General features: G+C 63.9%; 25 protein-coding genes. 13 read left to right on the top strand and 12 right to left on the bottom strand.

Annotation, left to right across the window (positions count from 1 at the left end; all coding sequences use genetic code 11):
* Window positions 1-8: 8 nt before the first annotated feature.
* On the top strand, window positions 9-2,414 hold the full coding sequence (gene lon, locus BRA1253DRAFT_RS32740; protein WP_007601431.1) for an endopeptidase La: 2,406 nt from the start codon (window positions 9-11) through the stop codon (window positions 2,412-2,414).
* Between the two features lie 5 nt (window positions 2,415-2,419).
* On the top strand, window positions 2,420-2,575 hold the full coding sequence (locus BRA1253DRAFT_RS44720) for a hypothetical protein (RefSeq protein WP_007601430.1): 156 nt from the start codon (window positions 2,420-2,422) through the stop codon (window positions 2,573-2,575).
* Window positions 2,576-2,647: 72 nt separating this feature from the next.
* Here BRA1253DRAFT_RS44720 and BRA1253DRAFT_RS32735 read toward each other — a convergent pair whose 3' ends face one another.
* From BRA1253DRAFT_RS32735 to BRA1253DRAFT_RS32725, 3 genes are all read right to left on the bottom strand, one after another.
* Window positions 2,648-2,950 carry an HU family DNA-binding protein gene (locus tag BRA1253DRAFT_RS32735; RefSeq protein WP_007601427.1) on the bottom strand — a complete coding sequence of 101 codons (303 nt, stop codon included), beginning with the start codon at window positions 2,948-2,950 and terminating at the stop codon, window positions 2,648-2,650.
* Window positions 2,951-3,305: 355 nt separating this feature from the next.
* Window positions 3,306-4,538, bottom strand: a complete 1,233-nt coding sequence (locus tag BRA1253DRAFT_RS32730) for an acetyl-CoA C-acetyltransferase (RefSeq protein WP_007601426.1) — start codon at window positions 4,536-4,538, stop codon at window positions 3,306-3,308.
* A gap of 146 nt (window positions 4,539-4,684) precedes the next feature.
* Window positions 4,685-6,148: a GH1 family beta-glucosidase gene (locus BRA1253DRAFT_RS32725; RefSeq protein WP_007601424.1), complete on the bottom strand. Its 1,464-nt coding sequence runs from the start codon at window positions 6,146-6,148 to the stop codon at window positions 4,685-4,687.
* A gap of 491 nt (window positions 6,149-6,639) precedes the next feature.
* Here BRA1253DRAFT_RS32725 and BRA1253DRAFT_RS32720 point away from each other — a divergent pair, with 491 nt between their 5' ends.
* Complete coding sequence (locus BRA1253DRAFT_RS32720) at window positions 6,640-6,846, top strand: hypothetical protein (protein WP_007601421.1); 207 nt, start codon at window positions 6,640-6,642, stop codon at window positions 6,844-6,846.
* Window positions 6,847-6,873: 27 nt separating this feature from the next.
* Here the strand turns inward: BRA1253DRAFT_RS32720 and BRA1253DRAFT_RS32715 are convergent, their stop codons facing one another.
* From BRA1253DRAFT_RS32715 to BRA1253DRAFT_RS32695, 6 genes are all read right to left on the bottom strand, one after another.
* Complete coding sequence (locus BRA1253DRAFT_RS32715; protein ID WP_007601420.1) at window positions 6,874-7,281, bottom strand: hypothetical protein; 408 nt, start codon at window positions 7,279-7,281, stop codon at window positions 6,874-6,876.
* A gap of 61 nt (window positions 7,282-7,342) precedes the next feature.
* Complete coding sequence (locus BRA1253DRAFT_RS44715; protein WP_007601419.1) at window positions 7,343-7,510, bottom strand: hypothetical protein; 168 nt, start codon at window positions 7,508-7,510, stop codon at window positions 7,343-7,345.
* Window positions 7,511-7,679: 169 nt separating this feature from the next.
* Window positions 7,680-7,913, bottom strand: a complete 234-nt coding sequence (locus tag BRA1253DRAFT_RS44710; RefSeq protein ID WP_007601418.1) for a hypothetical protein — start codon at window positions 7,911-7,913, stop codon at window positions 7,680-7,682.
* On the bottom strand, window positions 7,910-8,209 hold the full coding sequence (locus BRA1253DRAFT_RS44705; RefSeq protein WP_007601417.1) for a hypothetical protein: 300 nt from the start codon (window positions 8,207-8,209) through the stop codon (window positions 7,910-7,912). The genes BRA1253DRAFT_RS44710 and BRA1253DRAFT_RS44705 overlap by 4 nt, the downstream gene beginning before the upstream one ends.
* Window positions 8,210-8,341: 132 nt before the next feature.
* On the bottom strand, window positions 8,342-10,831 hold the full coding sequence (locus BRA1253DRAFT_RS32700; protein WP_007601416.1) for a TonB-dependent receptor: 2,490 nt from the start codon (window positions 10,829-10,831) through the stop codon (window positions 8,342-8,344).
* Between the two features lie 153 nt (window positions 10,832-10,984).
* Complete coding sequence (locus BRA1253DRAFT_RS32695; protein WP_007601415.1) at window positions 10,985-12,343, bottom strand: histidine kinase; 1,359 nt, start codon at window positions 12,341-12,343, stop codon at window positions 10,985-10,987.
* Window positions 12,344-12,488: 145 nt separating this feature from the next.
* On the opposite strand from BRA1253DRAFT_RS32695, the gene BRA1253DRAFT_RS32690 reads away from it, so the two are divergent.
* Together BRA1253DRAFT_RS32690 and fghA are read left to right on the top strand one after the other, a co-directional pair.
* A complete protein-coding gene (locus BRA1253DRAFT_RS32690; protein WP_007601414.1) occupies window positions 12,489-13,109 on the top strand; it encodes a response regulator transcription factor in 621 nt (206 codons plus the stop codon).
* A gap of 70 nt (window positions 13,110-13,179) precedes the next feature.
* Window positions 13,180-14,025: an S-formylglutathione hydrolase gene (gene fghA / locus BRA1253DRAFT_RS32685; protein WP_007601413.1), complete on the top strand. Its 846-nt coding sequence runs from the start codon at window positions 13,180-13,182 to the stop codon at window positions 14,023-14,025.
* Window positions 14,026-14,034: 9 nt separating this feature from the next.
* On the opposite strand, the gene BRA1253DRAFT_RS32680 is transcribed toward fghA, so the two are convergent.
* Window positions 14,035-14,604 (bottom strand): DUF3280 domain-containing protein, encoded by a 570-nt coding sequence (locus tag BRA1253DRAFT_RS32680; protein WP_007601407.1) that lies wholly within the window; start codon window positions 14,602-14,604, stop codon window positions 14,035-14,037.
* Window positions 14,605-14,662: 58 nt separating this feature from the next.
* Between BRA1253DRAFT_RS32680 and BRA1253DRAFT_RS32675 the strand changes: the two genes are divergently transcribed.
* From BRA1253DRAFT_RS32675 to BRA1253DRAFT_RS32650, 6 genes are all read left to right on the top strand, one after another.
* Window positions 14,663-15,844, top strand: coding sequence for an ABC transporter substrate-binding protein (locus tag BRA1253DRAFT_RS32675; protein WP_007601406.1), 1,182 nt, complete (start codon window positions 14,663-14,665; stop codon window positions 15,842-15,844).
* Window positions 15,845-15,852: 8 nt separating this feature from the next.
* Window positions 15,853-16,821, top strand: coding sequence for a YVTN family beta-propeller repeat protein (locus BRA1253DRAFT_RS32670; RefSeq protein ID WP_035995568.1), 969 nt, complete (start codon window positions 15,853-15,855; stop codon window positions 16,819-16,821).
* Complete coding sequence (locus BRA1253DRAFT_RS32665) at window positions 16,818-17,624, top strand: ABC transporter ATP-binding protein (protein WP_007601404.1); 807 nt, start codon at window positions 16,818-16,820, stop codon at window positions 17,622-17,624. The genes BRA1253DRAFT_RS32670 and BRA1253DRAFT_RS32665 overlap by 4 nt, the downstream gene beginning before the upstream one ends.
* Window positions 17,621-18,469, top strand: coding sequence for an ABC transporter permease (locus BRA1253DRAFT_RS32660; protein WP_035994388.1), 849 nt, complete (start codon window positions 17,621-17,623; stop codon window positions 18,467-18,469). Before BRA1253DRAFT_RS32665 ends, BRA1253DRAFT_RS32660 begins: the two co-directional genes overlap by 4 nt.
* Window positions 18,466-19,080, top strand: a complete 615-nt coding sequence (locus BRA1253DRAFT_RS32655; RefSeq protein ID WP_007601402.1) for a hypothetical protein — start codon at window positions 18,466-18,468, stop codon at window positions 19,078-19,080. Before BRA1253DRAFT_RS32660 ends, BRA1253DRAFT_RS32655 begins: the two co-directional genes overlap by 4 nt.
* Window positions 19,081-19,211: 131 nt before the next feature.
* Entirely contained in the window at window positions 19,212-19,511 is a 300-nt protein-coding gene (locus tag BRA1253DRAFT_RS32650) for a copper-binding protein (RefSeq protein WP_007601401.1), read from the top strand.
* A gap of 161 nt (window positions 19,512-19,672) precedes the next feature.
* Here the strand turns inward: BRA1253DRAFT_RS32650 and BRA1253DRAFT_RS32645 are convergent, their stop codons facing one another.
* Window positions 19,673-20,230 carry a PQQ-dependent catabolism-associated CXXCW motif protein gene (locus tag BRA1253DRAFT_RS32645; RefSeq protein ID WP_007601399.1) on the bottom strand — a complete coding sequence of 186 codons (558 nt, stop codon included), beginning with the start codon at window positions 20,228-20,230 and terminating at the stop codon, window positions 19,673-19,675.
* Window position 20,231: 1 nt separating this feature from the next.
* Window positions 20,232-21,113: a substrate-binding domain-containing protein gene (locus tag BRA1253DRAFT_RS32640; protein WP_007601397.1), complete on the bottom strand. Its 882-nt coding sequence runs from the start codon at window positions 21,111-21,113 to the stop codon at window positions 20,232-20,234.
* A gap of 128 nt (window positions 21,114-21,241) precedes the next feature.
* Here BRA1253DRAFT_RS32640 and BRA1253DRAFT_RS32635 point away from each other — a divergent pair, with 128 nt between their 5' ends.
* Both BRA1253DRAFT_RS32635 and BRA1253DRAFT_RS32630 read left to right on the top strand, forming a co-directional pair.
* Window positions 21,242-22,168, top strand: coding sequence for a quinoprotein relay system zinc metallohydrolase 2 (locus BRA1253DRAFT_RS32635; protein WP_007601395.1), 927 nt, complete (start codon window positions 21,242-21,244; stop codon window positions 22,166-22,168).
* Window positions 22,169-22,218: 50 nt separating this feature from the next.
* Window positions 22,219-23,037 (top strand): quinoprotein dehydrogenase-associated SoxYZ-like carrier, encoded by an 819-nt coding sequence (locus BRA1253DRAFT_RS32630; protein WP_007601393.1) that lies wholly within the window; start codon window positions 22,219-22,221, stop codon window positions 23,035-23,037.
* Window positions 23,038-23,329 lie beyond the last annotated feature (292 nt).

Here is a 23,329-nt window from a genome sequence, read left to right as displayed (position 1 = left end):
GGTCGATCATGGCCACCGAACCAATGAATACCGCACCGACCAATCCCCAGAGCAATTCCGACGTGAAGATTCCCGAAGACGCGCTGATCATCATCCCGGTGCGCGAGATGGTGCTGTTCCCCGGCGCCATCGCGCCGATCGCGATCGCGCGGCCGAAGTCGGTCGCTGCCGCGCAGCAGGCGCTGCGCGAGCAGCGGCCGGTCGGCATCGTCCTGCAACGCAGCCCCGAGACCGAGGAGCCCGGACCGGACGACCTCTATCGGGTCGCGACCATCGCCAACATCGTGCGCTACATCACCGCACCCGACGGCACCCATCACATCGTCTGCCAAGGCGTGCAGCGCGCGCGCATCCTCGACTTCCTGCCCGGGACGCCGTTCCCGGCCGCGCGGATCCAGCAGATTCCGGAGCCGACCACGAGTTCGCCCGAAATCGAGGCGCGCGCGCTGAACCTGCAGCGCCAGGCCATCGAGGCGATCGAGCTGCTGCCACAGGCGCCGCCCGAGCTGGTCGCGATGTTCCAGGGCACCACCGCGCCCGGCGCGCTGGCGGACCTGGCGACCTCGTTCATGGACATCAAGCCGCAGGACAAGCAGGAGGTGCTGGAGACCATCGACCTCGCTCTGCGTGTCGAGAAGGTGTCGAAGCATCTGGCCGAACGGCTGGAGGTGCTGCGCATCAGCAACGAGATCGGCCAGCAGACCCGCGCCAGCTTCGACGAACGGCAGCGCGAGGCGATCCTGCGCGAGCAGATGGCGACCATTCAGCGCCAGCTCGGCGAAGGCGACGGCAAGGCGGCCGAGGTCGCCGAGCTGACCGCTGCCATCGCCAAGGCCAACATGCCGCCCGAGGCCGACGCGCATGCGAAGAAGGAGCTGCGCCGCTACGAGCGCATGCCGGAGGCCGCCGGCGAGGCCGGCATGGTCCGCACTTACCTGGACTGGCTGATCGAGCTGCCGTGGGCGCTGCCCGCGGAGAAGCCGATCGACATCAAGGAAGCGCGCCGCATCCTCGATGCCGATCACTTTGGCCTGGAGAAGATCAAGAGCCGGATCATCGAATATCTGGCGGTGCGCAAGCTGGCGCCGCAGGGCAAGGCGCCGATCCTGTGCTTCGTCGGACCGCCCGGCGTCGGCAAGACCTCGCTCGGTCAATCCATCGCACGCGCGATGGACCGTCCCTTCGTGCGCGTCAGCCTCGGCGGCGTGCATGACGAGGCCGAGATCCGCGGCCATCGGCGCACCTATATCGGCGCGCTGCCCGGCAACATCATCCAGGGCATCAAGAAGGCGGGCACCCGGAACTGCGTCATGATGCTGGACGAGATCGACAAGATGGGTCGCGGCGTGCAGGGCGATCCTTCCGCCGCGATGCTGGAGGTGCTCGACCCCGAGCAGAACGGGACGTTCCGGGACAATTATTTGGGCGTGCCCTTCGACCTGTCGCGCGTTGTGTTCATCGCGACCGCCAACATGCTGGACCAGATCCCGGGTCCGCTGCTGGACCGCATGGAGCTGATCAGCCTCACCGGCTACACCCAGGAAGAGAAGCTGGAGATCGCCAAGCGCTATCTGGTACGGCGGCAGCTCGAGGCCAACGGCTTGACGGCCGAGCAGGCCGAGATCGAGCCGGAGGCGCTGGAGCTGGTCGTCAACGGCTACACCCGCGAAGCCGGCGTGCGTAACCTCGAGCGCGAGATCGGCAAGCTGTTCCGCCATGCCGCCGTGCAGGTCGCCGAAGGCACGGCTGCCAAGGTCGTCGTGACGCCGAAGGATATCGGCACGGTACTCGGCCAGCCGCGCTTCGAGGGCGAGATCGCGCAGCGCACCAGCATTCCAGGCGTGGCCACCGGCCTTGCCTGGACGCCGGTCGGCGGCGACATCCTGTTCATCGAAGCCTCGCGGGTATCCGGCCGCGGCGGGATGATCCTGACCGGCCAGCTCGGCGAGGTCATGCGCGAGAGCGTGCAGGCTGCGATGACGCTGGTGAAGAGCAAGGCCACGCAGCTCGGCATCGATCCGCAGCTGTTCGAAAAGAGCGACATCCACGTTCACGTGCCCGCAGGCGCGACGCCGAAGGACGGGCCGAGCGCGGGCGTTGCGATGTTCACGGCGCTGACGTCCCTGCTCACCAATCGCACGGTGCGCAGCGACACCGCCATGACCGGCGAGATCTCGCTGCGCGGCCTGGTGCTGCCGGTCGGCGGCATCAAGGAGAAGGTGGTGGCGGCCGCGGCCGCGGGCCTGAAGCGGGTGATGCTGCCGGCGCGCAACAAGCGGGACTACGACGACATCCCGAAGAGTGCGCGGGACAACCTCGAATTCATCTGGCTGGAGCGCGTCGACGAAGCCATCGCCGCGGCGCTCGAGCCGGCCGAGGCCCAAGCCGATGCCAAGGTCGAAGCGGCGGAGTGAATGCGATGAAGAAGCTGCTGGAAAGAGCGAAGCGATCGCGGCAGGCGCAGCGGCTGCGGCAGTTGCTCGATCGCGCCATCGACGGGGTTCGCGATGCGCTGGCGGCATCAGGACCGCGGCTTCAGCCGGTCCCGGTCCGCGCGAAGCGCCGCAAGGGTTGAGCCCTCCGTCTCAAGTCCTCGCGACAGCCCCGAACAAAAGGCCCCCTCCTACGGGAGGGGGCCTTTGCGTCGTTAGCCCACGGCGTCCTTGGCGGCCTTGACCGGGCGGGCGCGAACGATCTTGCGGGCCGGCTTGGCCTTGAACATCATCTCTTCGCCCGTGAACGGGTTGGTGCCCTTGCGTGCCTTGGTCGCGGGCTTCTTGATGACCACGAACTTGGCGAAGCCCGGCACCAGGAACAGGCCGTTCTTCTTGAGCTCCTTGTGGCCGACGTCGGTCAGCGTCTCCATGACGCTCTTGACGTCACGCTTGGAAAGCTCGGTGGTGGTCGCGATCTTTTCGATCAGCTGCGATTTCGACATTTGGGTGGCCATCGTGTCTCCTCTGATTCGTTGACGGCTGCATATTAGACCAACCGGTGAAGGCCTATAGCCTTCTGCACAGTTTTGTCGGGGTTTTACGGGCTTTTTTGGCCCTCTGTGGCAAAAAACCCTGCTTTTTAGCCACTTCCGGAGCGGGAGAAGCCTCAGGCAGCGGATTTTACCTTGTTTCAAAGGCCCGCACGCAGCCTTGCTAAAGCTGATTCGATGCTTTCGACAAGCGACGACCGGCCTCTTTATCGGAGTCCGGTCGCGATTCACCCTGGAAATAAGCCTAGATCGTCGTGATGCGGCGATCGCGGGGACTTTTTTCCCTTATCTTTACAGAGCGCGACGAGCTTCGCTCGCGCTAGATACGTTCGATGATGACGGCCGGGGCCATGCCACCGGCCGCGCACATGGTGACGAGACCGCGCTTCAAGTCGCGCCGTTCGAGCTCGTCGAGCACGGTGCCGATCAGGATCGAGCCGGTGGCGCCGATGGGATGGCCGAGTGCGATCGAGCCGCCATTGACGTTGACCTTGGCGCGGTCGAGTTTGAGGTCGCGGATGTATTTTTCCGCAACCACGGCAAAGGCCTCGTTGATCTCGAACAGGTCGATGTCGTTGATGGTCAGCCCCGCTTTCGCCAGCACCTTGCGCGTCGCCGGCACCGGCGCGTTCAGCATCAGCGTCGGCGAGTCCCCCATGTTGGCCATCGCAACCACGCGGGCGCGCGGCTTCAGGCCATGCGCCTTCGCGTAAGCAGGCGACGCCAGAAGGATCGCGGCCGCGCCGTCGACGACGCCGGACGAATTGCCGGCGTGGTGCATGAAGTCGATCTCGAGGTCGGGGTACTCCTGCAGGATCAGGCCGCGATAGGTCGTGCCCTTGTCGTCGAGCGCATGGTCGGCGACCGCAGGGAATGCCGGCTTCAACGCGCTCAGCCCTTCCATCGTGGTCTGCGGCCGCGGATATTCTTCATGGTCGAGCGCGAGGCTGCCATCCTCGCGATGCACCGGCACGAGGCTGTTCTTGAAGTGGCCGTTCGCCATCGCAAAGGCTGCGCGCTTCTGGCTTTCGAGGCCGAGCGCGTCGACGTCCCTTCGCGTGATGCCTTCCATGGTCGCGATCGCGTCGGCGCAGACGCCCTGATGCGACTGCGGATGCCGCGCACGCAGGCGCAGATTGCCGTTGTCCATCATCATCGGACCGCCGCCGCGCCGGCCTTCCATCGACATCATCTCGCAGCCGCCGGCGACGACGAGGTCTTCCGCGCCCGCCATGATCGAGCTTGCAGCCATGTTGACGCTGGTGATGCCGCTTCCACAAAAGCGATCCAGCGTCACGGCGCTGGCGCGCACGTCGTAGCCGGCGTCCAGCGCCGACATGCGGCCGAGATCGCCGCCTTGCGTTGCGACCTGTGCGCTGCAGCCCCAGATGATGTCGTCAACGTCGCCGGTGTCGATGCCGGTGCGCGCCGCGAGCGCGCGCAGCACGGTTGCTCCCAGCTGCTGCGGATGAATGCCCGAGAGCGCCCCCTTGCCAGGCTTGCCGACGCCCCGCGGAGTTCGGCAGGCATCAATGATAAGTGCGTCGGTCATTGGCGTTTCCTCTTTTTGAATGGTTAGAGGCGTTTTGAATCAGGAGGCGAAGGGAGTCAATGCACGCTGGCGGAACCCCTCACCCTGTCTCCTCAGCGCGAGCCAAGCTTGTCGCGCCCCAGCAAGAACGGGGCGCGGGAGAGCAATCACACCCCCGCCGCGTTCTTCGCGATCACGTTGCGATAGAAGCTGGCGCTGAGTTTCGGCGTGCGCACCTGCGTGTCGAAATTGACGTGGTAGAGCCCAAAGCGCTTGTTGAGCCCGAACACCCATTCAAAATTGTCCATCAAGCTCCAGAGGAAGTAGCCGCGCACCGGCACGCCTTCGGCGGTGGCGCGCTGGAGCTGGGCGAGGTAGTTGCGCAAATACATGATGCGGTCGGTGTCGTAGATCTTGCCGTCAGGCGTCACGACGTCGTCGCCGGAGGTGCCGTTCTCGCTGATATAGATCGCGTCCGTCTTCCAGATCTTCGCCGCCAGCTTCGGCACCCAGTAGATCGTCTCGGGACCGATGCGCAGCCAGTCCGAATTCATGTGCGGGAACGATTTCGGGATCGGCAGCGGCATGAAGCCCGCGCCCTGGTCGGAGGCCACCACGTAGTTCTGCGGCGCGTAGATGTTGAGGCCGAGGAAATCGACCGGCGAGGAGATGATCTTCAGCTCCGCATCGGTGTATTTCGGCGCGTCGCGCCCGGCGAACTTCAGGAAGGCGTCGGTGTACTGGCCCGTCATGATGACGTTGAGATAGCCGGCGTTCATTTCGCGCAGCGCGATCTCGGCGGCACGGACGTTCTCCGGTGTGTCGATCGCGGGGGCGCAGGCATCGATGTTCTCGGCCGGCCCCACCCTGATGCCGCGGCGGCCATGGGCGCGTACCGCCTGCACCGCGAGCCCGTGTGCGAGCGCGCTGTTGTGCCTGATCTGGTTGACCTCGGCTTGCGGCAGCGTCACGCCGGGCGCGTCGATGCCGATGCCGTAGCCGAAATGGACGAACCGACCGCTCTCGTTCAGTGTAAAGACGTTCTTGACGCGATCGGTCAGGTGCTCGGCGACATAGGCCGCGTAATCGCCGAATATCTTGCAGGTCTCCGTCGAGCGCCAGCCGCCAAACCGGTCCTGGAGCGATTGCGGCAGGTCCCAATGATAAAGCGTCAGCCACGGCTCGATGCCGTTCTTGAGGAGTTCGTCGACCAGGCGGTTGTAGAAGTCGAGTCCCTTCGGGTTGGGCTTGCCGTCGCCGTCCGGAAACAGCCGCGGCCAGGCCACCGAGAAGCGATAAGCCTTGCAGCCGAGCTCCTTGATGAGCGCGATGTCCTCCTTGTAGCGGTGATAGTGCTCGTTGGCGCGGTCGCCGGTGCTGCCGTCTTCGATCTTGCCGGGGATGCGGACGAACTTGTCCCAGATCGAGGCCCCTCGCCCGTCCTCGTTGACCGCGCCCTCGACCTGATAGGACGAGGTCGCGGTGCCCCAGACGAAGCCCGCCGGAAAGCCGTCCCCGCTCCGTGGCGGGGATGCGGGCTTGGCGTCCGCCCCTCCGAGAGGATTGGCGATGCCGGCTGCGGACAATCCCGCCAGCGTGGCGAACTGGCGACGCGAGACCTTGTCCGACATTGATAGTGCTCCGGGGCGATGCTGTTGCGGCGGCACCATGGCGAATCGCGGGTCGTTTGAGAAGCGGGCGAGCCGAAGGCTGAGGATGCAGAATTGCCGAATGCGACAAAGTTGTCCGAAAGGGGCCACGCCGATCGTCGGCCGAGCTACCCCAAAAGTCGAAATATCAGCCCCACCGTCATTCGAATTCCAGCCCAATCCGGCGAGGAAGTTATCAGTTCCCCTCGACAGGGGCCCGTAGGCTCACAGAATGCCATAAACCCCACGGAAATTACGACCAAAGTTCGCAAATATGGGATATGGTGCAACCATCGCCGCTCCGCTCTGGGCGATTGTCTGTCTGCACCGGTCAACCAAGAGAACGACTGACTTATGACGCGGTTCGACCGCATCATACTGTGGTAACCTCTTCCGCTGGACCAAGTGCCTGTCCTGCCAGGGATACAACGACTGACCCCGCGTCAGAGTCACTGTGAATTCGAGGTAGATCTATGTCGTATGCCTACAAGCTGAATGAAGACGTTCGCCACCAGCCCCAAGGCCCACAAGGACGTGCCGCAACCGAGCCACCGATGATTTATACCATCGTCCAGCATATGCCCATCGAGGCCGATGGACGTCTCCGATACCGCATCAAGTGCAAGTCGGAGAAAATCGAGCGAGTCGTCACGGAAGATCAGCTTTCGTATTCGCAGTGAACTGCTCGATGACGGCGGCTCCCTCGCTCAGCGCGAGCGCTTCGGCAACTTTGGCAGCTTGTCGGGATTGAATGGCGGTATCTGCCGGGTTCGTTCTGGCGCGGGCGTCTGCTGTTCCGTCAGGATCAGTGTACCCTGGAGGATCATTCCCGGCACTTGCGCTGCCGTCGCCGTGTAGGTCGCGACCTTGCCCGGGCAGTTTCCCTCGATATCCAGCGTGAGCTCATCGTCGACGCCGAACACCGTTGCGCGTCCGTCGGTGTGGCGCTTCGTCGACACGGTGGCGGTGAAGCGATCTCCGTCGATCTTGCAAGAGCCGTGATAGGTCATCAGACTGTCGCAGCCCCAGATCTGTCCGTCTGCGACATGGACGATCCCGGTCCCCTGATCGAGCGGCGTCTTGTACCACGCCGCATAGGTGCCGTCCTTCAACACGGGAGCAGTCTCCCCTGGTATTCCCTCGCGCATCATCGACACGATCAGCGCTAACAAAGCGTTAATCGCGCGGCCCGTGCCAATCCGGACTATTCCTGCGCAGCTCGGCTTCGAGGTCTTCAATGATGCTGTGAAGCAGACAGGCGGCAAGTGGATCGGTCACTTCGCGCTCCAGATGCCGGTAACGCGCGATCTGGAATTCCTGCTCTCTCAACTGGTGCTCTGTCATCGGACGGGCCCTCCGACGAACCGACGCAGAGACAGCCGAACAGTTTCGTTACAATTTTAGGATCATTCGCTATGGTTTCCGATCGGTAAAAACAACGCTCCGCCAAGCTTGGCCGGCGCGAGGGATCATCGGAGACTTCGAAAGGTCGATACGCCGACATGCGCCGCTGTTACGGCACGTCACCGCTTCTCCGATTCTCGCCGATGCTGTGCGGCTTGTTGAGGAAGAACTCCCGGTTACCGAGAGCCGCTTCCGCGTACTGGTCGATCGCGACCTGGATGGCCTCGATGTGCATGCGGCACCAGCCCTCGAGGCAGGACAGGCGCCGCGCATGATGGAGAGCCTTCAGAAATTCCGGGGGCTCCTGCATGTCGGAGAAGTAGGTCGGCCTCTCCCCCTTCATGCCCGTGCCATCTCTCGCGGCGGCACCAGCCGGCGCTTCTCAACACCGACGCGCGATGGCATCGGCCGACGGCGGGGAACGAAGAGGCTGGCGACGACGATCGGGTCGGTGTCCCCGAGTGCGGCCCGCTCCTGAACGAGCCCGCTCATCACCGTGCGCATCTTCATGACTTCGCCTGCGACGAAGCTGCAGTCCTCGTCCCTGTTGATCTGCTCATGCATGATCGCCTCGGCCTCACGCATGCTGACGCGTAACGCCCTGATGATCCTGCGGATTTCGTTGATGCGGTTGTCCATGGCTCGCTCCCTTGGCTGGACGAACAGCATAAGAACAAAACATGAACAATGAGTCAATCGGCTTGAGGTAGAACAGAGCCGGCGTGACACGCCGTTCCGGGCGGCGCCATCCCCCGCGCTTACCGAGCCAGATCAGAACGTCACCCGCATCCCCGCATAGAAGGCGCGCGGCCTTGCCGGGCTGAGCGAGCGCGGGTCGCTGAACTCGGCACCGCCATTGGTGAAGTTGGGCACGGCTTTGGTGTCGAAGAACTGTCCGTAGGTCGCATAGCGCTTGTCGAAGATATTGTCGATCTTGCCGTAGAGCTGGACGTTCTTGGTCACCTGGTAGGACGTGTGCAGGTTGAACACGGTATAGGACGGCAGCTTCGCATATTGGTTGGACTCGTCCCCAACCAGATATTGGCTGGAGACGAACAGCGCGTTGCCGCCGACCTTCCACACGTCGGTGACGGCATAGTCGACACCGACCTTGACGCGATGGCGCGGGATCGCGGGGAGCTGGTTGCCGGGCAGCACCTGAATGGTTTCGGTGACAGTATCCCTGAACGGGCTTTCGGAGCCGAGTGCGAAAGCGTCGAGATAGCGTGCGTCGACGAACGCGTAGCTCGCCTGAAACTGAAGCGTGGGCGACTTGATGTTGACCTCGGCTTCGAGCCCCTGACGCCTGGTCCGGCCGACGTTGGAGAAATAGCCGAAGCCGGTGCGGCCGACTGCGGGAACGGCGACGATGTCGTCGACATTGGTGGCGCGGAAGCCGCCGATTTTCCAACCAAGCGTGCCGATGTTCAGCTCCCTGCTGCCGCGCAGGCCCGCTTCCACGGTCTTGGACACGACCTGCTTCAATGGCGGATCGGAGACGAGAAACGCGGCAATGAGACAGGGACGGGCTGGATCGGAGCAGCCGAGCTCGAGCGGCGTCGGAACGCGATTGGCCTCGGAATAGCCGGCATAGGCCGTCAGCTCCGGCGTGATCTTGTAGGTGCCGCCGATCACCGGATTGAAGCGGGTGAAGGTGTGATCGCCGTTGAGATCGGTCCCGAGCTGATCCTCCAGCGTGATGCGCGCCACGTTGAAGCGGCCGCCGCCGGTGACGGCGAAGGCGTCCGTGACATTGAACGTGTCCATTGCGTAGAGGCCGTTATATTGATTGACGGTCCGCAGCGAGACAGGGCCGGCAACGGTATCAGGTACGCCGGTCGGCCCCAGGAAGAGGCCGCCGCCGCTGACGACGTAGTTTTCTCCGATCGTACCGATTTCGGCGGTGGCGTTGTAGCGCGTGACACTGGCGTCATAGGTCGCGCCCATCACGAAGCGGTTGTCGTGGCCGAACAGCTGGTCGGTGTTGGTGGCCTGCCCCGACACGCCGAAGGTGGTCGAACGTATCGAGCTGCGGTCGATCTCGCCGAGGACGGTCCCGGACGCGAAAGGATTGGCAAGCGGCAGGCCGTTAACGCCGTTTGCCGGTGTGGCGCCGTCGCCGAAGCAAAGAAGGCCGGTGAGCCCCGGATCGGTGCATTCCTGCGCGTCGGTCGGATTGCCGTCGACGAGCTTCTGCTCGTACCTGCGCACATGCGCGGTGCCTTCGAGCGTCCAGGTCGGCGTCGCATCGACCTTGCCTGTCAAGTTGAGATAGCCGACGCGATTGGAAGTGGTCTGCGGGGTCGTGTAGGTCGCGCCCCAATATTTGTCGAGCAGCTCGGCGGGAACGGTGGCGTTGGCGCCGAAATCGTTCTTGGCGACGCCCATATTGGCGTGGAATTCGCTGTCGCCGGCCTTGTAGCCGACGTCGCCGTAGAAGCGCCGCACGTCGGATTGGGAGAAATTGCGGAAGCCGTTGTCGTGCAGGCCTTCGAGCGCGGCATAGACGCCGTAGTTCTTGTCAACCGTCTTGCCCCATTGCGCCGAGCCCTGGATGCGGCCGAACGAGCCGCCCATGAGATCAAGCTCCGCGCCCTGATAGGTGAAACCGTCCTTCATTTGCAAATTGATCGCGCCGCCTAGCGCGTTGAGGCCGAAGGCGGGATTGTTGGTCACGAGCGTCACCGACCGGATCGCCGCGGTCGGGATCAGGTCCCAGTTGACGGCATCGGAGAAGGCTTCGTTGATGCGAACGCCGTTCTGATACACCGCGAGGCCTTGCGGCGTGCCCGTCACGGGCGAAGCGACGAAGCCGCGGAATTCGACATTCGGCTGGAACGGATTGCCAGTGACCTCGGTGATGTTAACGCCGGCGATGTTGTCGCGAAGCGCGTCGGTGATGTTCAAGGAGCCGGTGCGCTTGATCTGGCTGGCGTCGACGGCGTTGATCGCCGACGGAACCTTGTCGACGTCAAGACCTCTGCCGGCACCCGGCGCGGTCGGGTAGACGTAAAGGCGCGTCTTGGGGCTGGCGGATGACGGTGCCCCGATGTGCGCGACCGGTCGCGATGACGCGGTGCGTCGCGCCGTTGACCGCGGCGGCGCCGTTACCTCGACAGGCGGCAAGTTCTGGACGTTAGTTTCTTCGTCCTGCGCGGCCCCCGCGGGGATCGCGAAGACGGAGAGCAGCGCGGTCGAAACCGAGGCCATCAACAAACGACGCTTGAACCAAATAGCTTTGAACCAAAGAGCCTTGCCCATCCGAGCCTTCCCATCCGTGGCCACCGGCTGTTTTGATTTTCGCCGGTTGGTCGAGACGAGTGTAATCGGCAGGGATGCGTGCGCCAGCCACAAAAGGTCGGGCCGTATCCGCACCAATTTTCCCGACAAAATCGGGAATTTTTCCCGACGCGATCAGGCCGCCGCCGTCGGAACCAGTGCCTCGACGGTCAGACCGCCGTCACCCGAGACGACGTTGAGCGTGCCGCCCAGCGCCAGAATCCGCTCGCGCATGCCGACGAGCCCGAAGCCGAGCTTCTGGCCCGGCTCCATGCCGCGGCCGTTGTCGCTGATCCGCACTCGGGCACCGCTGCGGCCATCGCTTGCCGCCTGCGCCACCGGCTCGATGACGACATTGACCGAGGTCGCGCCGGCGTGGCGGAACACGTTGGTGAGCGCCTCCTGCACGATGCGGTAGATGGTGAGGTCGGCGGTCTCCCCGGTGACGCCAAGCGCCGGCGAGATCACGGTCTCGATGGCGACATCGGGATGCGACTCCCGCCACAGCCGCGACAGCGATTCCAGTGCCTGGCGCAGGCCGAGCTCGGCCAGGCCGACAGGCCGGAGGCGCTCCAGCACGCGGCGATTGAACTGTTGAAGCGCGTTGATCTGTTCCAGCATGGCGCTGCCGTGTTTTCGCACGGCCTCCGCATTCGGGGCGCGTCCGTCCGCCTGCTTTGCCAGCGCGCTCGCATGCGCGCGCAGCGAGAACAGATATGGCCCGAACTCGTCATGGAGCTCGCGGGCGATCTCCTTGCGCTCGACATCCTGGAGCGATACCGTTCGCTCGGCGAGGCGCCGCTTGTCCTCGATGGCGTCACTGAGCGTTGCCGCAAGATGGTTGAGCTTGGTGCAGATCGCGGCGAGCTCCGGCGCGCCGCCCGGCGCGACGCGCGCCTGATAGCGACCGTCTTCGAGCTCGGCCATCACATCCGCCAGCGACTGGAGCGGCGCCAGTGCCCGGCCGATCACATTCATCATCACCAAGAACAGCGCCAGCGCGATCACCGAGCCGACCTCGAGCTGGGTCACGATGGCGTCCCAGATCTCGGCGATCTCGTCATCGGGATGGGAGGTGATCAGCAGCGAACCCGGCTTGCCATGGATCGAGACGGGTACGCTCACCGCGGTCTGCTCGGGATGAACCAAGCTGACGAACCAGGCCGGCGGCGCGCGGGTGTCGTCATCGACGTCGGTCCGCGGCTGCGTCAGCGGACTGCCGGCTTCGTCCCGAAGCGCGATGCTGACATGGCGCAGGCGACTGAGGTCGCGCGCAATCTGGTTGAGCCTGGCATCCGGATCGGGCGCCTCGTTGAGATCCGCAACGATCATCTCGATGAATTCGCGCGCGAGCCGGATCACGCTCTTGTCCTCGGCCTGCACGCGCGGCCCGGCTTCTGCGACCTGGCGGCCGATATTGACGGCGAGTCCCAGCGCCAGCAGCAGCGCCAGGAGCAGGTTGATGCGCCCGCGCAAGGATAGATTTTGCCACATTGGTATCGCCCGTGCCCCCGCGAAGGATTGGCCTGCGCCTGTCCGATAACGTTGACAGAGGCGAAGCGCCCGATATCTAATCGAAAGCGTACAGCAATCCCGGCCGGGCGCGAAACAGGCCAAGACGCTGTCGCGAGGAACGCCTATGCGCATTTTGATCGTCGACGATCATCCCATCGTCGCCTCCGGCTGCCGTGCCGTGCTGGCCGACGAGGGCGAGATCGAGATTTTGGAGGCCGCCGACGCCGAAGACGGCGAGTGCGTCTTCATCGTCGAGCGCCCCGACCTCTCGATCATCGACATCAACCTGCCGACCGTGTCCGGCTTTGAGCTCGCGCGCCGCATCCTCGAGCGCGCGCCCGAGGCCCGAATCATCATGTTCAGCATGAACGACGACCCTGCTTTTGCCGCGCGTGCGATCGAGTGCGGCGCCAAGGGCTATGTCTCCAAGACCGGTGACCCCGATGATCTCGTCGAGGCGATTCGCATCGTTGGCGGCGGCGGCACCTATCTGCCGAGCGCGATCGCGCGCAGCATCGCCTTTGCGGGACCCGCGCTGGCGCAAAGCCCGCTGTCGAAACTGAATGCGCGCGAGATGGAGATTTTGCGGCTGCTCAGCGCCGGAAAGAGCCTTTCCGAGATCGCCTGGCTGGTGCAGTCGTCCTACAAGACTGTCGCCAACACCTCGTCCATCATGCGCCAGAAGCTCGGGGTGAAAACCTCTGTCGAGCTGGTGCGGCTGGCGATCGACAGTGGCGTGGCCTGACGGCCGCCACGAATTCGGTCACACAAGCGTTGCAATCCTGATGTGGCTTGATGCCACGGAGCATAACGGCATGACGATCCAGACTGTCTCGACCAATACATCCTATGGCGGCGTGCAGGGCGTGTATCGCCATGCCAGCCAGGCAACCGGAACCGACATGGTGTTCTCGGTCTATGTTCCTCCGCACGCGCAGGGCGCCAAGCTGCCCGTGGTCTGGTATCTCTCCGGCCTCACTTGCACGCATGCCAACGTCACCGAGAAAGGCGAATTCCGCAAAGCCTGCGCCGAGCTCGGCCTGATCTTCGTCGCGCCCGACACCTCCCCGCGGGGCCCCGACGTGCCGGGCGATGCCAGTAATGCCTATGATTTCGGTCTTGGCGCCGGCTTCTATGTCGACGCGACGGAAGCGCCGTTTTCGCGCAATTATCGCATGTGGAGCTACGTCACCGACGAACTGCCGAAACTCGTGGCGGAGAATTTTCCGGTCGATGCCAAGCGGCAATCGGTGATGGGCCATTCGATGGGCGGCCATGGCGCATTGACGGTCGCGCTGCGCAACCCGCACCGTTTTCGCGCGGCCAGCGCCTTTGCGCCGATCGTGGCGCCATCGCTCGTGCCCTGGGGCATCAAGGCGCTGACGGGCTATCTCGGGCCGAACAAGGATATGTGGCGCAGCCACGACACGGTGGCGCTGATCGAGGACGGCGCGAAGTTTTCAGGCTTTCTGGTCGATGTCGGCGAGGCTGATAACTTCTTGAAGGAGCAGCTTCGTCCTGAATTGCTGCAGGCGGCCTGTGCCAAGGCCAACATCCCGCTGACGCTGCGGCGGCAGGCGGGCTATGACCACAGCTATTATTTCATCTCGACCTTCATGGGCGATCACCTGCACTGGCATGCGGAGCGATTGAAGGAGTAAATATCCCCCTCACGGCTTGCCGTAATTCGGTGCCAGCAACCGGTTGCGGATCAGATAACTCATCGTGCGCGTCCAGGATTCATCCGTGTTGCCGCGCATGTCGGCGCTGGCGGCCGTGATCATGTTGCCGGTCTTCACGTCGCGCAGATAGATGTTCAGATTGATGATCAGGTTCGAGACCTTCTGCACCATGCCGGTGATTTCCAAATCGGCACCGAGCTGCCCGGCAAGCTTGAGGTCGCAGCCGCCGCAAGCCTGCAGATTGGCGTGACGGGCCGCGTCCCGGACCGGCGCGATATCGATCAGCTGGAACCTGCCTGACTCAACCAGTGCCTTGCGCAACTGCTCGCTGATGAGGTCGAGCCGCGCCTCCTCCGGCTTCGAGCCGTAGAACTCGCCGGGCAGGCTGGTGTCGATCAATTCGAAATCGAACACCGCGAGTTTCGGCGGATCGGCGAACGCGGCCGAGCCCGTCAACAACAAAGCTGCGAAACATATCAGCGCTCGCATGATCGTGATTCCCGGCCTCACGCGCGCGAGGACGAAATGCGGGGTTGCATGCCCTGACAAATCGGTCATGCTTTAGCAGAGACAATTCTCCATCGGCGGTCAAGCCGGGGAGTTGTACGGAGGAAACATGATCCGATGGTTGGTCGGCCTGATCGGCCTGGGTTTTGCTGCGACGAGCGCGCTCGCGGCCGACCCTGTCATGATCGGCGTCGGCTATCTCGGAATCGCCGGCACCAAATCGACGCTGTCGCTGGTCGAGCAGCCCGCGGAGAATGACGGCGTCGCCGGCGCGCGCCTCGCCATCGAGGACAACAACACCACCGGCAAATTCCTCAACCAGCGTTTTGCGCTGGAGGAGCGGCGCATCAAGGAGGGCGAGGATGCCGTGCAGGCCGCGACCGACCTCGCCGCACGCAACGGCTTCATCATCGCCGATCTGCCGGCCGACGCGCTGCTGAAAGTCGCCGACGCCTTGCGCGAGCGCGGCACGTTGCTGTTCAACGCCGGCGCGATCGACGAGCGGCTGCGCGAGGCCGATTGCCGCGCCAATGTCATCCATACCGCGCCGACCCGCGCAATGCTGGCCGATGCGCTCGGCCAATATCTGGTGTGGAAGCAGTGGAAGCGCTGGCTGCTCGTGGTCGGCTCGCATGACGAGGACAAGTTGTTCGCCGATGCGCTCCGGCGCACCGCGACGCGGTTCGGCGCCAAGATCGTGCAGGAGCGCAGCTTCGAAGACAAAGGCGGCGCGCGCCGCACGGACTCGGGCGTGACGCTGATCCAGCGCCAGATGCCGGTGTTCACGCAACAGGCTCCGGCCTATGACGTGCTGGTCGCCGCCGACGAGAGCGAGGTGTTCGGCGCCTACCTGCCCTATCGCACCTGGGATCCGCGGCCTGTCGCGGGCTCTGCCGGTCTGGTGCCGCGGAGCTGGGATGCCGCGCAGGACCAGTGGGGCGCGATCCAGATGCAGAACCGCTTCGTCAAGCTCAACGCGCGGCGGATGACCGCGCTCGACATGCAGGCGTGGACGGCCGTGCGCATGATCGGAGAGGCCACCTCGCGCACCAATTCCGGCGATATCAAGAAGGTCACCGATTTCATCAAGGGCCCGGAGTTCTCGGTCGCCGCCTTCAAGGGCACCAAGCTGACCTTGCGCGATTGGAACCTGCAGCTGCGCCAGCCGATCCTGCTGGTCGATGGCCGCATGGTGGTGTCGGTGTCGCCGCAAGAAGGTTTCCTGCATCAAGTCTCCGAGCTCGACACGCTCGGCTATGACCGCCCGGAGAGCAAATGCAAGCTGAAATGAGAAAGCAGATGTTGCGCACGTGGCGTGTTGGGTTGCTGTTCGGACTGGCGCTGGCGGCAGCGCCGGCGCATGCGTTCATCGCTTATGTCTCGAACGAGAAGAGCAACACGGTGTCGGTGATCGACACCGACAGCTGGACGGTGACCAAGACCATCAAGGTCGGCCAGCGCCCGCGCGGCATCGACTTCACGCGCGATGGCAAGTTCGTGATGGTCGCGGTCGGCGACGACGACACCATCCAGATGATCGACGCCAAGACGCAAACCGTGGTGGACAGCCTGCCCTCCGGGCCCGACCCGGAATTGTTCGCCCAGAATGCCGCTGGCAAGGTCCTCTATGTCGCGAACGAGAACGACAACACGGTGACCGTGATCGACCTCGAGAAGCGCGCCCGCCTTGGCGACATCCAGGTCGGCGTCGAGCCCGAGGGCATGACGATCAGCCCGGACGGCAAGACGCTGATCAACACGTCCGAGACCACCAACATGGCGCATTTCATCGACACGTCGTCGCGCCAGATCGTCGCCAACGTGCTGGTCGACGCGCGGCCGCGCTTTGCCGAATTCAAGCACGACGCTTCCGAATTGTGGGTGTCCTCGGAGATCGGCGGCACCGTCTCGATCATCGACCCCGCAAAGCACGAGGTGACCGGGAAGATCAATTTCGAGATTCCGGGGTTGAGGAAAGAGGCGATCCAGCCCGTCGGCATCGGCATGACCCGGGACGACAAGACCGCCTTCATCGCGCTCGGGCCAGCCAACCGCATCGCCGTGGTCGATACCGCCTCGCGCAAGGTGACCAAATATCTGCTGGTGGGACAACGGGTCTGGCACATGGCCTTCACGCCGGACGAAAAATTTCTGCTCACCACCAATGGCGTCTCGAACGACGTCTCCGTCATCGACGTCGCCGCGCAAAAGGTGATCAAGACCATTCAGGTGGGCGAACTGCCCTGGGGTATCACGATCGCGCCATGACCAGCCCTGCTCCCATCGCCGAACAACGCGAAACACCAAGGCCCGATCCGGCGGGTGTGCCCGCGCTATCGATCGACAGCGTCAGCCACGCCTATGGCCCGCGCCGCGCGCTGATGGACGTGTCCTTCGACGTGCAGCCCGCGAGCTTCACGGCCCTGCTTGGCCTCAACGGGGCGGGCAAGAGCACGCTGTTCTCGCTGATCACGCGCCTGTTCGGCATCCAGTCCGGCCGCGTCGGCATTTTCGGCCATGATGTCAGCAAGAGTCCCGGAGAAGCGCTGCGGTTGCTCGGCGTCGTGTTCCAGCCGCGCACGCTCGATCTCGATCTGTCGCTGACGCAGAACCTGCTCTATCACGCCGCACTCCACGGCATCAGCCGCCGCGAGGCCCGCGCGCGAGCCGCCGAGCTGCTCGGTCGCATCGGGCTTACCGAGCGCGCCGGCAGCAAGGTGCGCGATCTCTCGGGCGGGCAGATGCGGCGGCTGGAGATCGCCCGTGCGCTGCTGCATCGGCCACGCCTGCTCTTGCTGGACGAGCCCACCGTCGGCCTCGACGTCAAAGCGCGCGCCGACATCATCAGCCATGTGCGCCAGCTCGTGAGCGAGCAAGGCATCGGCGTGCTCTGGGCCACGCATCTGTTCGACGAGATCATGGCCGGTGACGATCTCGTGGTGCTGCACCAGGGCAAGGTGCTGGCGCGGGGACCGATGAGCCGCGTCGTCGCGGAAGCCGGCGCGCAGGACGTCAACTCCGCCTTCATGCGCCTGACCGGCGCGCAGACCGTGCCGGGCGGTGGCGCATGAGCAGCATCAGCATGCGCGAGGCGCCACGCGGCTTCTCGGCCGCCGAATACATGACCTGCCTCACGGGCATCGTCTGGCGCGAAGGACTGCGCTTCCTGCACCAGCGCGAGCGTTTCGTCTCGGCGCTGGTGCGGCCGCTGGTGTGGCTGTTCATCTTCGCCGCCGGTTTCCGCCAGGTGCTCGGCATCTCCATCATCCCGCCCTACGAGACCTACATCCTCTACGAGGTCTTCATCGCGCCCGGGCTGATGGCGATGATCCAGCTGTTCAACGGCATGCAATCCTCGCTCTCGATGGTCTATGACCGCGAGATGGGCAACATGCGCACGCTGCTGGTAAGCCCACTGCCGCGCGGCTACCTGTTGTTCTGCAAGCTGCTCGCGGGCACCGCGGTGTCGCTGCTCCAGGTCTATGCGTTCCTGCTGATCGCCTGGTTCTGGGACATCACCCCTCCTCTGTCAGGCTATCTCACGGTATTGCCGGCACTGATCCTGTCCGGACTGATGCTGGGTTCGCTCGGCATGCTGATCTCCTCTGGCATCAAGCAGCTGGAGAACTTTGCCGGCGTGATGAACTTTGTCATTTTCCCGATGTTCTTCGCTTCATCGGCGCTCTACCCGCTCTGGCGGGTGCAGGAGGGCAGCCCATATCTCTACTATGTCTGCGAGGCCAATCCGTTCACCCATGCGGTCGAGCTGATCCGCTTCGCGCTGTACGGACAGATCAACTGGATCTCGCTGGCGGTGGTCGCGACCTGCACAATCGTCTTCATGATCGGCGCGATTCTGGCCTATGATCCCTCGCGCGGGCTGGCGCGACGGGGCCCTGCGGGAGGCGAAGGATGACGGTTCGGGTTCTGGCCATGGCCGCTCTGATGCTCGCAGCCGCGGGCACGGCGGCACGCGCGGCCGATCCGCGCTATCCGGATTGGCCCTGCACGCAGGCAAAAGTGCCGGAAATTTCGCTCGCGGCCGTTTGGGCTGGCCCCTCGCTCGACGACGTGCAGAACAAGTGGAAGGACGACGCCAAGGTCAGCGCGCTGGTCGCCAAACTGTCGGCACGCAAGACACCGCTGGAAGAGGCCGAGAAGTTGGTGAAGGAGTTTTTGGCGGGCTCCGCGGCCGACAAGACCGCGAATGCGAAACTGCTGTTCGCAGGCCTGTTCGACACGCTCAACGCTCAGCGCTCGCAGGTCATGAGCGGGTTGGAACGCGTCAGCCGCAAGCAGCGCGAAGCCGCCGACAAGATCCGCGAGGAGAGTGTCCAGCTCCAGGCGCTCCAGGGCGCCACGCCGCGCGACGAGGCCAAGGTCGAGGCGCTCAGCAACGAGCTGATCTGGAAGACCCGCATTTTCGAGGACCGCCACAAGGTCGTGCGGTTCGTTTGCGAGGTTCCCACCACCATCGACCAGCGGCTGTTTGCGCTCGGACGCGTGATCCAGCAGGAAATGGAATAGCGTCAGCCTCATTGACCGCTTGCGGCAGGTTCCCGCGCCTCCATTGCGATCATTAACCTGTGCTATATGCCGGAACCAAATCGGTCTAGGATGTCTTGTCGACGGGTAATCCAAGGCATCGGGAGGCCTCGATGGGAACCACAAAATTCATCCTCGCAGGCGCTGCGGCCATCAGCATGCTCGCAAGCAGCGCATTCGCTGACGATCTGACCGGCATGGTCACTCGGATTGATCGGCTCAACAGCACGATCTCGATCCAGCAGACGCAGAAGGGCACAGTCGGCGGCAGCGCAGGCGGGGCCGGCGCGCTGCAGGAGTACAAGGCCAAGGACGCCGCAATGCTCGATGCCGTCCACGCCGGCGACCGGGTGAGCTACTCTGCGACCGACAATAACGGCACGGGCACGCTGACCAAGCTGCAGAAGCAGTAGGCCGGGATCTTTGCGGCCATCCTTCGAGACGCCCGCCTACGGCGGGCTCCTCAGGATGAGGTCTGGTTTCGTGGCGAGATGTCAGACCCTCATGGTGAGGAGACCGCGAAGCGGTCGTCTCGAACCACGAGGCCATCGACGACACAGCTCGGCTCAATTCTTCACTGCTCCGGCCGCGGCTCGGGCTGCGCCTCCTCAGTCGGAAGCTTTGCACGCTCCCAGCCGTCGGTGCCATCGGGATACCAGGCGACGCTGGAGTAGCCATACGCGAGCGCGCGCTTGGCGGCGTTCCAGGACATCCAGCAATCCGCCAGGCAATAGATCACGAGCAGCGCGGTCTTGTCGCCGTGTGATGCACGCGCGAGGCCGCGCTGGAAATAGTCGTCCATGGCGGGCGGCAGCGTTCCGTAGCCGGTATCCGGCAGCCAGATGCTGCCCGGAATGTTTTTGCGCGGCGCCTCGCGCCAGACGGTACCCGCTGGAAGGTTCTTCGGCTTCGGCGCGCGCGGCAGCACGTCGATGAAGGCGCCGCTCTTCGCGTGCCAGATCGCCTCGGCTTCTGACGTCGACAGCACGCGCGCGCCGCCGAGCGTCGCCGGCACGGGCGCGCGGTAGTTGTCGGTGCGATAGCCCTCGGGCTCGAACGGCTCCTGCTGCTGCGCAACGACCGGCGCCATCAGCACGGCGGCGACCAGCGCAGCGACAACGCGCCGCCTCATGTCATGGTGCCTTCTTGGCCGTCTCCGCGCCGAGCGGCCGATCGCTCTCGTCCAGCAGCGGCACGCCGAAATCGAGCAGGATCTTGTTGATCTCGCCCTGGTTCTCCTGGATCAGCTTGTTGAGCTGCCGCTTCCAGTTCTGGTCGGCGCCACGCACGCCCATGCCGATGCGATAGACCAGCTTTGGCCCGGTGGTTTCCTTCACCAGCGGCGTGACATGAAGCGACCCCGCCTTCTTCGCGTAGAACCCTGCCATCGGTCCCCACAGCACGCCGGCGTCAATCTTGCCCGCCGTGAGATCATCGATCATGGCCTGCGCCGAATTGTCGTAGCGCGTGTCGATCATCAGCGGATAGGGCTTTGCATCACCCATCAGTCCCGCGATGGCCATGTTGGTGGCAGGCGGCGTGCCGGCGACGATGCCGACATGCTTGCCCTTCAGCCTGGCATCCTCGAGCGTGTCGACCTCCTCCAGCCCGCTGCCCGCTTTCGCGACCAGCGCATAGCTCGTGCGGTAATAAGGATTGGTGCCTTGCACAAGGTCGTCGCCTTGGGGGAAGCCCATGATGACGTCGCAGCGATGCGATCCGAGCGTCATGCGCACGAAGCCGGTGGCTTGCGGAAAAAAGACATAGTCGAGCTTCTTCTGGAGCTTGTCCGCAAACAGCTCGGCAAGCTTGTTCTCGAACCCCTCGCCCTTCTCGTTCGAGAACGGCAGATTGCGCGGGTCGGAACAGACGCGCAGCACCTTGGGGTCGACCAGCTCGAACGAGAGGTCACCCGTCTCGTTGGTCTGCGCGATGGCGACGTCGCCGAACGCGCAAGACGCAACCAGGATACTCAGTGAAAACAACCAGCGACGATGTCGTCCGGCCTCCGTCATCGCGCTTCCTCCTAGGCTTGTTTGAATGCTAGCCATGCAACGCATGACGCGCCATGTCTTGCCAGAGTTTGTGCTGGCTTTCTTTGTTGCAGTGCAATGCGCGCAACCCTTTGAACTGAGGCGGAAAAGTGTCTCGCATCGCTCTCGTGATCGCAGCCTTGTCCCTGCTGGTGACAGCGACGCTAGCATGCGCCGCAGCGGCCGAATTGCCTGTGAGCGAAGTCGCGCCGGGAATATTCGTACACTCCGGGACCATCGCGCTGATGACCCGCGAGAACGAGGGCGACATCGCCAACGTCGGCTTCATCGTGGGCAAGGATGCGGTGGCCGTGATCGATACCGGCGGTAGCTTTCGCGAGGGCGAGGCGCTATTGGCGGCGGTGCGAGCCCGCACCAGCAAGCCGATCCGCTACGTCATCAATACCCACGGCCATCCCGACCATGTTTTCGGCAATGCGGCCTTCGCCGTCGGAGACACCATTTTCGTCGGTCACAGCAGGCTGCCGCGGGCGCTGGCTGCGCGCGGCCCGTACTATCTCGACAATTTTAGGCGCATCATGGGCGACGAATTGATATCTCCCGTGAAGATCGTGCCGCCCACAATGCTTGTCACGGATACAATGACGCTCGATCTCGGCGCGCGCCGCCTGAGCTTGCGGGCCTGGCCGGCCGGGCACAGCGACAATGATTTGACCGTATTCGATGAGACGACGAAGACGCTGTTCGCTGGCGACCTCGTCTTCCTCCGCCATATTCCGGTGATGGACGGCAGCATTCGCGGCTGGCTCGGCACCCTCGGGGAACTCGAGAGCATTCCGGCGCAGCGCGTCGTTCCCGGTCACGGGCCCGTGAGCGAATGGCCTGCGGCGCTGATCGATGAGCGGCGCTATCTGATGGCACTGCTGACGGACGTCCGGGCAGCGAACAAGAAGGGCGAACCGATCCGAACCGCCGCTGACAAGGCCGCCGCCTCGGAACGGCCGCACTGGGAGCTGTTCGACGACTACAACGCCCGCAACGCAACCGCAGCATTTTCGGAAATTGAATGGGAGTAGCGGACGCGCTACGATGTGCGTAACGTTGCTTCGTCCGCGGGACCATGACCATGACGGGATGCACGCGCCGACTGCCTCTGATCGCCCTGCTCCTCGGCATTGCATTCGCCGTGCCGGTGCAGGCTGAAGAAGCTTACGATCCCTGGCCGGGACTGGTGCAGGACATCTTCAGCAACCGTCCGATGAATGACGGCGGCAATGTCATTGGCATCGAGATGCCGTACCGCGCCGAGGACGCGGCCATCGTGCCCGTGACCCTGCGCAGCAAGCTCTCGCCCGGCGATGCCCGCCGCATCCGTTCGATCACGCTGGTGATCGATCGTAACCCCGCGCCGATGGCGGCGAAATTCGAGCTCGGACCGGATGCCAACGTCACTGAAATCTCGACGCGCGTGCGCGTCAACAATTACACCGACGTTCATGCGGTGGCCGAGCTCAGCGATGGCCAGCTCTACGTCTCGAAAGTCTATGTGAAGGCCTCCGGCGGCTGCTCGGCACCAGCGGGAAAGAATGCCGAGGAAGCCCAGAACCGGCTCGGCCAGATGCGCTACCGGCAATTCGCGCGCGAAGAGGCCCCCGCGAGCCGCATGCGGGAGGCGCAGATCATGATCGGCCATCCCAACAATTCCGGGCTGCAGATGGACCAGGTCACGCAGCTCTACATTCCCGCCTTCTTCGTCAACCAGCTCAAGCTGACACAGGACGACAGCCCCGTGCTTTCGATGGAAGGCGGCATCTCGATCTCGGAAGATCCCAATCTGCGCTTCACCTATGTGTCCAACGGCGCCAAGCGTTTTCGCGCGGAAGCCAAGGACACGGATGGTCACGTGTTCCGCAACGAGTGGGATGTGGAGAAGCCGGGGACGTAGCGCGCCACCTTCCCCTTCAAAGTCAAACGCATTGCGGATGGCTGTGCCCTCGCCCCTTGTGGGAGAGGGCAGCACCGCTGGTAGACAAAACTTCGCTTGGGTGAGGGGTTTGCCTCCGCGAGCTACTCTCTTGCGATAGTATTCGCGGAGACATACCCCTCATCCGGCGCTTCGCGCCACCTTCTCCCACAAAGGGCTTGTTGCGTAATCCGTCAATTGTGATTCTCTAAGGCAAAGCCTTGGAGGAATGACGATGGCGGTGAAGCAGACGGGGCAGCCGAGTTTTATTGAG

The sequence above is a fragment of the Bradyrhizobium sp. WSM1253 genome (genome assembly GCF_000244935.1).
Classification (GTDB): domain Bacteria; phylum Pseudomonadota; class Alphaproteobacteria; order Rhizobiales; family Xanthobacteraceae; genus Bradyrhizobium; species Bradyrhizobium canariense.
This window is presented reverse-complemented; position numbering and strand designations above follow the sequence as displayed.

Coding starts and splice junctions, on each gene's coding strand:
- lon (WP_007601431.1), top strand. CDS start 9: ATGGCCACCGAACCAATGAATACCGCACCGACCAATCCCCAGAGCAAT.
- BRA1253DRAFT_RS44720 (WP_007601430.1), top strand. CDS start 2,420: ATGAAGAAGCTGCTGGAAAGAGCGAAGCGATCGCGGCAGGCGCAGCGG.
- BRA1253DRAFT_RS32735 (WP_007601427.1), bottom strand. CDS start 2,950: ATGGCCACCCAAATGTCGAAATCGCAGCTGATCGAAAAGATCGCGACC.
- BRA1253DRAFT_RS32730 (WP_007601426.1), bottom strand. CDS start 4,538: ATGACCGACGCACTTATCATTGATGCCTGCCGAACTCCGCGGGGCGTC.
- BRA1253DRAFT_RS32725 (WP_007601424.1), bottom strand. CDS start 6,148: ATGTCGGACAAGGTCTCGCGTCGCCAGTTCGCCACGCTGGCGGGATTG.
- BRA1253DRAFT_RS32720 (WP_007601421.1), top strand. CDS start 6,640: ATGTCGTATGCCTACAAGCTGAATGAAGACGTTCGCCACCAGCCCCAA.
- BRA1253DRAFT_RS44715 (WP_007601419.1), bottom strand. CDS start 7,510: ATGACAGAGCACCAGTTGAGAGAGCAGGAATTCCAGATCGCGCGTTAC.
- BRA1253DRAFT_RS44710 (WP_007601418.1), bottom strand. CDS start 7,913: ATGAAGGGGGAGAGGCCGACCTACTTCTCCGACATGCAGGAGCCCCCG.
- BRA1253DRAFT_RS44705 (WP_007601417.1), bottom strand. CDS start 8,209: ATGGACAACCGCATCAACGAAATCCGCAGGATCATCAGGGCGTTACGC.
- BRA1253DRAFT_RS32700 (WP_007601416.1), bottom strand. CDS start 10,831: ATGGGCAAGGCTCTTTGGTTCAAAGCTATTTGGTTCAAGCGTCGTTTG.
- BRA1253DRAFT_RS32695 (WP_007601415.1), bottom strand. CDS start 12,343: ATGTGGCAAAATCTATCCTTGCGCGGGCGCATCAACCTGCTCCTGGCG.
- BRA1253DRAFT_RS32690 (WP_007601414.1), top strand. CDS start 12,489: ATGCGCATTTTGATCGTCGACGATCATCCCATCGTCGCCTCCGGCTGC.
- fghA (WP_007601413.1), top strand. CDS start 13,180: ATGACGATCCAGACTGTCTCGACCAATACATCCTATGGCGGCGTGCAG.
- BRA1253DRAFT_RS32680 (WP_007601407.1), bottom strand. CDS start 14,604: ATGACCGATTTGTCAGGGCATGCAACCCCGCATTTCGTCCTCGCGCGC.
- BRA1253DRAFT_RS32675 (WP_007601406.1), top strand. CDS start 14,663: ATGATCCGATGGTTGGTCGGCCTGATCGGCCTGGGTTTTGCTGCGACG.
- BRA1253DRAFT_RS32670 (WP_035995568.1), top strand. CDS start 15,853: ATGTTGCGCACGTGGCGTGTTGGGTTGCTGTTCGGACTGGCGCTGGCG.
- BRA1253DRAFT_RS32665 (WP_007601404.1), top strand. CDS start 16,818: ATGACCAGCCCTGCTCCCATCGCCGAACAACGCGAAACACCAAGGCCC.
- BRA1253DRAFT_RS32660 (WP_035994388.1), top strand. CDS start 17,621: ATGAGCAGCATCAGCATGCGCGAGGCGCCACGCGGCTTCTCGGCCGCC.
- BRA1253DRAFT_RS32655 (WP_007601402.1), top strand. CDS start 18,466: ATGACGGTTCGGGTTCTGGCCATGGCCGCTCTGATGCTCGCAGCCGCG.
- BRA1253DRAFT_RS32650 (WP_007601401.1), top strand. CDS start 19,212: ATGGGAACCACAAAATTCATCCTCGCAGGCGCTGCGGCCATCAGCATG.
- BRA1253DRAFT_RS32645 (WP_007601399.1), bottom strand. CDS start 20,230: ATGAGGCGGCGCGTTGTCGCTGCGCTGGTCGCCGCCGTGCTGATGGCG.
- BRA1253DRAFT_RS32640 (WP_007601397.1), bottom strand. CDS start 21,113: ATGACGGAGGCCGGACGACATCGTCGCTGGTTGTTTTCACTGAGTATC.
- BRA1253DRAFT_RS32630 (WP_007601393.1), top strand. CDS start 22,219: ATGACGGGATGCACGCGCCGACTGCCTCTGATCGCCCTGCTCCTCGGC.